Below are 7966 nucleotides of genomic sequence, written 5' to 3' on the forward strand. Positions count from 1 at the left end.
GCGATACAACCTAAAAATCTTCTTATTAAGTTACGGCATTGCCATGATTTTTTTTGCTTGTATAGTACTTGCTGAAAAGGCCTTAAGCCCGAAACCACAAGAAGGACGATAACAAGATGGCATTAAGATTTCGCCTTGCAAAGCAAGGTTTGTTAGTGGCCACATTGGGAATGGCACTCGGTGCCTGCCAAAGTGGCAATGCACCTGAACAAAATTCGACTGAGCAGGCAAGCGCAAATAAATTGGTTTACCCTGTGACTCAAAAAGATGATCTCGTCGAAACCATTCACGGTGTTACCGTGGCGGATCCTTACCGCCATTTAGAGGCCAATACGCCAGAAACGGAAGCTTGGGTAAAAGAACAACAAGCCTTCGGTCAAGCCTATTTAGCCAAGATCCCCAATAAACAAGCAGTGGTCGATCGCATCACTGAGCTGTGGAATTACGAAAAAGTCTCCGCCCCATTTGAGAATGGCGACAATCAATTTTACTACCGTAATGATGGCCTGCAGGCGCAATCTGTTTTGTATGTCAAAGGGTTAGATGGCGTTGAAAAGCCAGTTCTCGATCCAAACAAACTGTCAGCGGATGGCACTGTGGCGCTATCAGGTGTTGCAGTGAGTAACGACGGTAAAATTTTAGCCTATGGTGTGTCAAATTCGGGCTCAGATTGGCAGCAATGGCAGTTTGTTGATATCGCAACCGGTAAGAAACTTGCCGATGAATTGAAATGGATTAAATTTTCTAGCGCAGTGTGGGATAAAGAAAACCAAGGTGTGTTTTATGCTCGCTATGATGCCCCTGCGGGTGGAGATGTCTTAGCCGACGTTAATTTCAACCAAAAAGTGTATTACCATAAATTAGGCACAGATCAGCGCCAAGATTTATTGATTTACGAGCGCCCACAGAATAAAGATTGGGGCTTTGGTATCGAGGTATCCGAGAAAGGCGAATACTTATTACTGTCGATTTCTCAAGGTACGGATAAGCGTAATCGTTTCTTCTATAAATCCTTATTTGAGCCTAAATCACAAGTGGTGGAATTGATCCTCAACTTAGAAGCTGAATATGAGTTTCTCGGTAATGATGGTTCAGTGTTTTATTTTAAAACCGACTTAGATGCGCCTAACGGTAAAGTGATTGCGATTGATACCCGTAATAGCGATAAATCCCAATGGCAAACCATTATTCCAGAGTCTACTGATCCGATAAATAACGTCGCCATAATTAATGACCATTTAGTGGTGAGTTATTTACACGATGTATTAGGCCAATTATCGATTTACAGCATGGGGGGGCAGAAACGCCAAGACGTAGCATTACCCGGTCAAGGCAATGTGGCTGGGCCTTTTGGTAAAGCAAGCAAAGACTATTTCTATTATGTGTTTAATAGCTATATTCAACCTGAAACCACCTATAAGTTTGACTTTAAAACCGCTGAATCAAGCGTAATTGCCAAACCTAAAGTATCGTTTAATCCCGATGACTATGTTTCTGAGCAAGTGTTTTATAGCAGCAAAGACGGCACGCGTGTTCCTATGATGCTGTCCTATAAAAAAGGCCTAGTGAAGAACGGTCAAAACCCAACATTACTGTATGCCTATGGTGGTTTTGCCATTTCGATGACACCACGCTTTAGTCCTGCCAACATTGCTTGGTTAGATATGGGCGGTATTTACGCTGTGCCGAGTTTACGTGGCGGCGCTGAATACGGCGAAAGCTGGCATCAAGCGGGGATGTTCGATAAAAAGCAAAATGTGTTTGATGACTATTTTGCTGCCGCGGAATATCTAGTGAGTGAGAAATACACGAATAGCACTAAGTTAGGTGCCTATGGCCGCAGTAACGGTGGTCTGTTGATGGGCGCTGCGGTGACTCAACGTCCTGAACTTTTCGCCGCGGTATTACCTGCGGTGGGCGTTCTGGATATGCTGCGCTTCCATAAGTTCACTATCGGTTGGGCTTGGACGAGTGAATATGGCAGTGCCGATAAAGCAGATCAATTCCCTGCGCTATTAGCATATTCGCCTTATCACAATGTAAAAGCGCAAGCTTACCCAGCGACTATGGTGATGACGGCCGATCATGATGATCGCGTTGTGCCATTGCACAGTTTCAAGTTTGCGGCCATGTTGCAGGATAAGCAACAAGGTGCTGAACCTGTGATTATGCGTATTGAGTCCAATGCGGGTCACGGAGCCGGTAAACCGACGGCGATGAAGATTGACGAATTTGCCGATATCTACAGTTTCTTGTGGCAGAGTTTTGGCTTAACACTGCCACAAACTATCGCAAAATAACTAACTATGTTAATAAAATGGGGTCCTTTGACCCCATTGTCTTTTACAATTGCTCCTATTCATCTGAAACCCGCGCTATTCCTATCTATATCTTCGTCGGGTCATTCACAAGTCTTGTTTCCCTAGGTATAGTAAGCGTCAATTTTTCAACCAAAATTTGCTTATTTTCAAATGATGTTTCATTGGCCTATTTCAGTCTATTACGAAGACACCGACGCTGGCGGCGTTGTCTATCATTCGAACTATCTCAACTTTTTTGAGCGGGCGAGAACCGAGTGGCTAAAAGCCCTTGGCGTGAGTCAGACTGCGCTTTTAGCCGACGATACCGCCTTTGTGGTAAAGCGTGCGGAATTAGATTTTCGCAAAGCGGCACGTTTTGAACAGAACCTTATTGTTGAAACTAAGGTCATAGAGTTGAAAAAGGCCTCGTTGATCTTTCATCAACGCTTGGTCGATAAACAGGGAGACTGTTATTGTGAAGGCACAGTGCTGGTTGTTTGTGTTGTGCTGTCACGAATGCGTCCCCGAGCTATTCCCTTAAATATTGTGCAGGAGTTTGACAGTGCAAGCTGATATGTCGATTGTTGGGTTATTTTTACAAGCCAGTTTATTAGTGAAATTTGTTATGTTCACCTTACTTTGCTTGTCAGTGATGTCTTGGACGGTGATTTTACAACGCCGTAGCTTACTGACATCCGCAAAAAGTAAATCGGCGAAGTTTGAAGATAAATTTTGGTCTGGCGTTGATTTAAACCGTTTATATAAAGAATTATCGACTCGTCCAGATAATAGCGGTTTAGAGTCATTATTTGTGACTGGCTTTAAGGAATATTCACGCCTGAATAAATTAAATAGCAAAGTGCCTGATGCTGTGATGGACGGTACATCACGTGCGATGCGTGTGACACTTTCTCGCGAAATGGAAAAGTTAGAAGCAAACTTACCCTTATTAGCGACCATAGGTTCGACTAGCCCTTATATCGGTTTATTTGGTACGGTATGGGGGATTATGAATTCATTTATCGCCATTGGTTCGATGGAAAACGCGACCTTAGCTATGGTGGCCCCAGGTATTGCTGAAGCCTTGATTGCAACGGCTATGGGTCTATTTGCAGCGATCCCAGCGGTTATTGCGTACAACCGTTTTTCGACTCAAGTTGATAAATTAGAAATGGCCTACGCAAACTTTATGGAAGAGTTCTCCAGCATTTTGCATCGCCAGGCATACAGTGAGAAGGAAGGGGCATAATGCAACCAGCTTATCAGCGCAAACGTCGTCGCCCCGTTGCCGAAATCAACGTGGTGCCCTATATCGACGTGATGCTCGTGCTGTTAATTATTTTTATGGTAACAGCGCCCATAGTCACCCAAGGGGTAAAAGTGGAGCTGCCTCAAGGGGCAGCGGAAGTTTTACCTGCTGACAGTAAGCCACCTGTGGTAGCTTCGATTGACGGTGATGGTGATTATTATCTGAATAAAGGCGGTTCGACCAACGTACCTATGGACTTGGAAGAGCTCGCGACGGAAGTTGCTGCGCTTATGGTGACAGAGCCTGAGCGTCCCGTGGTGGTTAAGGCCGATAGAAATATTCCTTACGATAAAGTGATTCAGTTGATGGTTACCTTGCAAGGTGCTGGCGTGCCATCAGTCGGTTTGATGACGGATTCACCCAAGGAGAAATAGGTGGCAGATAAGTCAGATGTAACATTACCTCTGTCAATTTCAGCGGGTATTCATATTGGCGTGATAATTATTCTGGCGTTGGGGATCGATTTCTCTCACAAACCTGAGCCTATGCAACAAGTTAGTGCGCCAGCGGTTAAAGCTGTGATGGTTGATCAGCAAAAAGTCGCTAATCAAGTTGAGAAACTTAAGCAAGAAAAGCGTGATGCCGAGCGCCGTGAGCAAGAACGCCAAGCCGAGCTTGAGCGCAAAGCGCAAGAAGCGAAGCAAGCGCGCGAACGTGAACAGGCTCAAATTAAAAAGCTAGAGCAAGAACGTAAGCAGCAGGAAATTGAAACCCAAAAGGCCAACGAAGCGGCCAAGCTCGCTCAAGTAAAACAGCAGCAGGAAAAGGAAAAAGCAGTTAAAGCCGAAGCCGACCGTAAGCTGAAAGAGCAGGAGCGTAAAGTCGCTGAAGATGCCGCGCAGAAAGCTGCGGAAAAACGCAAAGTGGAAGAAGCTGCAGCAGCAAAAGCCGAGACCGATCGTAAGCAGAAGGAGGCGGAAGCTAAGGCCAAAGCTGATAAAGCTAAGGCTGATGCAGAAGCGAAAGCCAAGGCCGAAGCTAAAGCGAAAGCAGATGCTAAGGCCAAAGCGGATGCTGAAGCCAAAGCCCGCGCCCAGCAGGAGCAAGAAATGGCTGATGCATTAGCAGCGGAGCAGGCGGCATTGTCGCAAACCATGAATAAGCAGATGCAGAGTGAAGTGGGTAAGTATCAGGCAATGATTAAATCGACTATCCAACGAAATTTGGTGGTGGATGAATCTATGCGTGGCAAGACTTGTACTGTCTCTGTACGATTAGCAAATGATGGTTTTGTGATCAGCAGTCAGACTAAAGGCGGTGATCCAAATGTTTGTCGTGCAGCAAAAGCAGCGATTTTGAAGGCGGGTAAATTGCCAGTGTCTCCGGACCCTGCGGTTTATAACTTGATGAAAGAAATTAACTTAATCGTTGAACCAACGTTTTAATTAAAGGAGTCCCATGAAAATATTGGCAAAATGGTTAGCATTGGCGGTTCTGCTTTGCACCACCCCCGCAAAAGCGGCATTGGATATTGTGATCACAGAAGGTGTTGACGCTGCGCGTCCTATCGCTGTGATGCCTTTTGTTTGGCAAGGTCCTGGCGCCGCGCCGCAAGCGATTGCGGATGTAGTGATGTCAGACTTAGTGCGTAGCGGTACGTTTAAACCTTTAGACGAACTTGGGCTGCCTCAGCGTAATATTGGCACTGTGGCACAGTTTCAAGCTAATTCTTGGTCAAGTGTTGGCGCCGAAGCGTTAGTGCTAGGCACCGTTAAACCTTATGGTACCGATCAATATTTGGTGAGCTTTGATTTAATTGATTTAGTCAAAGCCCAAAACCAAGCGTTGAAAGGCCCAGTTAGTGCAACAGAATTTTTGATGGACAGCCGTCAAACTGTGATTTCAGCGGCGCAATTTCGCCAATATGGACACAGGATCAGCGATATCGTCTATGAAAAGTTAACTGGTATTCGCGGCGCATTCTTAACGCGGATCTCCTATGTTGTGGTCAATCATACTCAAAAAGCCCCATATCAATTGATGGTTGCTGATTATGATGGCGTCAATGAACAAATGTTACTGCGCTCGCCAGAGCCGTTGATGTCACCGACTTGGTCACCCGATGGTCGTCGTCTAGCGTACGTAAGCTTTGAAAACAAAAAAGCTGAGATCTTCGTGCAAGACCTTTATACCCAAGTGCGCACTAAAGTGAGCTCTTTCCCTGGTATTAACGGTGCGCCGGCGTTCTCACCCGATGGTAAATCTTTGGCTGTGACTTTATCTAAAGACGGTCAGCCTGAAATTTACATCATAGATATTGCAACTAAAGCGATTAAGCGTATTACCAATCACTATGCTATCGATACTGAGCCATCATGGTATCCTGATGGAAAATCGCTGATTTTTACATCAGAGCGCGGTGGTAGACCACAGATTTATCGCGTAGAGTTGAGCTCTGGTAAAGTGAGTCGCGAAACCTTTGAAGGTGAATGGAACCTCGGTGGTTCAATTACCCCAGATGGTCGCAGTATGATTTTTGTTAATCGCACGAACGGTAAATTTAATATTGCGCGTATGGATTTAAGTACGCGTTTTATGCAGGTGCTGACATCGACACGTTTGGATGAATCTCCAAGTGTGGCCCCTAATGGTACTATGGTGATCTATGGCACCACATACCAAGGCAAGCAAGTATTAGCAGCTGTTTCTACGGATGGACGTTTTAAAGCAAGATTACCGGCAGGTCAAGGTGAGGTGAAATCACCTTCTTGGTCACCGTTTCTCTAATGTTATACCTTGATTTAATCACATTTAATTTTATAAGGAACACGTAATGGATCTGAATAAGTTGTTAAAAGCTATGTTGGTAGCACTTCCAATTATGGCTCTTAGTGCATGTAGCTCAACTTCAGAATCAGAAACTGATGCAATGGGCTCAACAAACGGTTCAGGTAGTGAACTGAATGGTGGTGGCATTCAAACTGGTGGTGTAGGCGCAATGTTGTCTGCTGAAGAGCAACAACGCCAGCAGTTAGAAGACTTAAGAAAGCAACACATCATTTACTTCGACTTTGACCGCAGTGAAGTTCAAACTGATTTCGCCGCAATATTAGAAGCCCATGGCACTTACTTAGTTGAGCACCCAAGTGTGCGCGTACTGATTGAAGGTCATGCGGATGAGCGTGGCACGCCTGAGTACAACATTGCTCTGGGCGAGCGTCGTGCTAAAGCCGTTGCTAAATACCTACAAGGTATGGGCGTACAGCCAAGCCAAATGAGCATAGTCAGCTATGGCGAAGAAAAACCACTTGATTTTTCTCGCACTGATGAAGGTTTTGGCAAAAACCGTCGTGCAGTTTTAGTTTACTAAGATTGAATCTCGGAGAGTAACACAATGAAACGTGCCGTCTTAATTACGGCAATGTTCCTTGGTGCAGGTGCTGCTGTTGCAGCACCTGCTCCTGTGGAAGATATTGCTGGTGGTTCGGGTGATGACAGACTTGCTCGCATAGAACGTATTGTAAAATCAAGACAACAAAGCGAGCTCGAAATGCAGCGCCGTCTTGATACACTGCAGCAGGAAGTACTCGATTTACGTGGTTTAACCGAACAACAGAATTATCAGATTGAGCAGATGCAACAGCGTCAGCGTCAGTTATATGATGAACTTGCTAATTTATCCTCAAAGGCATCTGCCGCTCCAGCAGCCGCAGCCGCGACATCCACACCCTCAGTCGCCGCGACGAATGCTGCTTCAAGTAGTTTAAGTGAAACAGCAAGCTATGAGAGTGCGGTTAACTTAGTCTTGAAAGAGCGTAAGTATGATGATGCGATTCCTGCCTTCCGTGCTTTTATCAAACAATACCCAGATTCTGTGTATGCCGCGAATGCTAACTATTGGTTAGGACAGCTGTTATTTAATAAGAGCGAGTTTGCAGAAGCCAAACAAGCCTTCAAAACTGTGGTTGACCGTTTTAGTGATTCTAATAAACGCGGTGACAGTTTAGTGAAGCTTGGCATGATCGCCGAGAAAACCGGTGACAAGGCTGGGGCGACGCAATACTACCAACAAGTCGTCAAAGATTACGCAAACAGCGCAGCAGCACGCATTGCACAGCAGCAACTGGCTGCAATTAAAGCGTAATTAACCAAAAAACATACTCTTAGTCTGTTTTTCATGCAAACGACAAAAAATTGGGAATTTGCGCTTGCATGAGAAGATGAAAAAGGTATTATAGGCGCCCTCAGAGCGGCGAGGTCGTTCGGGGCGTAAAATACCAGTAAATGGGTCGTTAGCTCAGTCGGTAGAGCAGTTGGCTTTTAACCAATTGGTCGAAGGTTCGAATCCTTCACGACCCACCACTTACTCTAATAAATAGAATAAGTTAGTGGTATTTAGCGAGATAGGCAGTAGTAC

The 7966-nt window shown here is 45.3% G+C and carries 8 protein-coding genes and 1 tRNA gene; all 9 read left to right on the forward strand.

Annotated elements, in window-relative coordinates:
* Nucleotides 1–116 precede the first annotated feature (116 nt).
* The 9 genes from Q4Q46_RS07205 to Q4Q46_RS07245 all read left to right on the forward strand — a co-directional run bounded on the left by Q4Q46_RS07205 (nucleotide 117) and on the right by Q4Q46_RS07245 (nucleotide 7911).
* A complete protein-coding gene (locus Q4Q46_RS07205; RefSeq protein WP_311905597.1) occupies nucleotides 117–2300 on the forward strand; it encodes a prolyl oligopeptidase family serine peptidase in 2184 nt (727 codons plus the stop codon).
* 171 nt (nucleotides 2301–2471) lie between these two features.
* Entirely contained in the window at nucleotides 2472–2873 is a 402-nt protein-coding gene (gene ybgC / locus Q4Q46_RS07210) for a tol-pal system-associated acyl-CoA thioesterase (protein WP_311905598.1), read from the forward strand.
* The gene (tolQ, locus tag Q4Q46_RS07215) at nucleotides 2863–3549 is read left to right on the forward strand and encodes a protein TolQ (RefSeq protein ID WP_006081252.1); all 687 of its coding nucleotides are present in this window, start codon (nucleotides 2863–2865) and stop codon (nucleotides 3547–3549) included. The genes ybgC and tolQ overlap by 11 nt, the downstream gene beginning before the upstream one ends.
* On the forward strand, nucleotides 3549–3983 hold the full coding sequence (gene tolR / locus Q4Q46_RS07220; RefSeq protein WP_006081253.1) for a protein TolR: 435 nt from the start codon (nucleotides 3549–3551) through the stop codon (nucleotides 3981–3983). Before tolQ ends, tolR begins: the two co-directional genes overlap by 1 nt.
* Nucleotides 3984–4994: a cell envelope integrity protein TolA gene (tolA, locus tag Q4Q46_RS07225; protein WP_106650234.1), complete on the forward strand. Its 1011-nt coding sequence runs from the start codon at nucleotides 3984–3986 to the stop codon at nucleotides 4992–4994.
* Between the two features lie 13 nt (nucleotides 4995–5007).
* Nucleotides 5008–6336 carry a Tol-Pal system beta propeller repeat protein TolB gene (gene tolB / locus Q4Q46_RS07230; protein ID WP_006081255.1) on the forward strand — a complete coding sequence of 443 codons (1329 nt, stop codon included), beginning with the start codon at nucleotides 5008–5010 and terminating at the stop codon, nucleotides 6334–6336.
* A gap of 46 nt (nucleotides 6337–6382) precedes the next feature.
* On the forward strand, nucleotides 6383–6919 hold the full coding sequence (gene pal, locus Q4Q46_RS07235) for a peptidoglycan-associated lipoprotein Pal (protein WP_220592695.1): 537 nt from the start codon (nucleotides 6383–6385) through the stop codon (nucleotides 6917–6919).
* Nucleotides 6920–6943: 24 nt separating this feature from the next.
* Nucleotides 6944–7693 (forward strand): tol-pal system protein YbgF, encoded by a 750-nt coding sequence (ybgF, locus tag Q4Q46_RS07240; protein WP_106650236.1) that lies wholly within the window; start codon nucleotides 6944–6946, stop codon nucleotides 7691–7693.
* 142 nt (nucleotides 7694–7835) lie between these two features.
* A tRNA-Lys gene (locus Q4Q46_RS07245) sits at nucleotides 7836–7911 on the forward strand.
* The last annotated feature ends 55 nt before the right edge of the window (nucleotides 7912–7966 follow it).

This window comes from Shewanella vaxholmensis (assembly GCF_031932135.1).
In the GTDB taxonomy this organism is placed as follows: domain Bacteria; phylum Pseudomonadota; class Gammaproteobacteria; order Enterobacterales; family Shewanellaceae; genus Shewanella; species Shewanella hafniensis.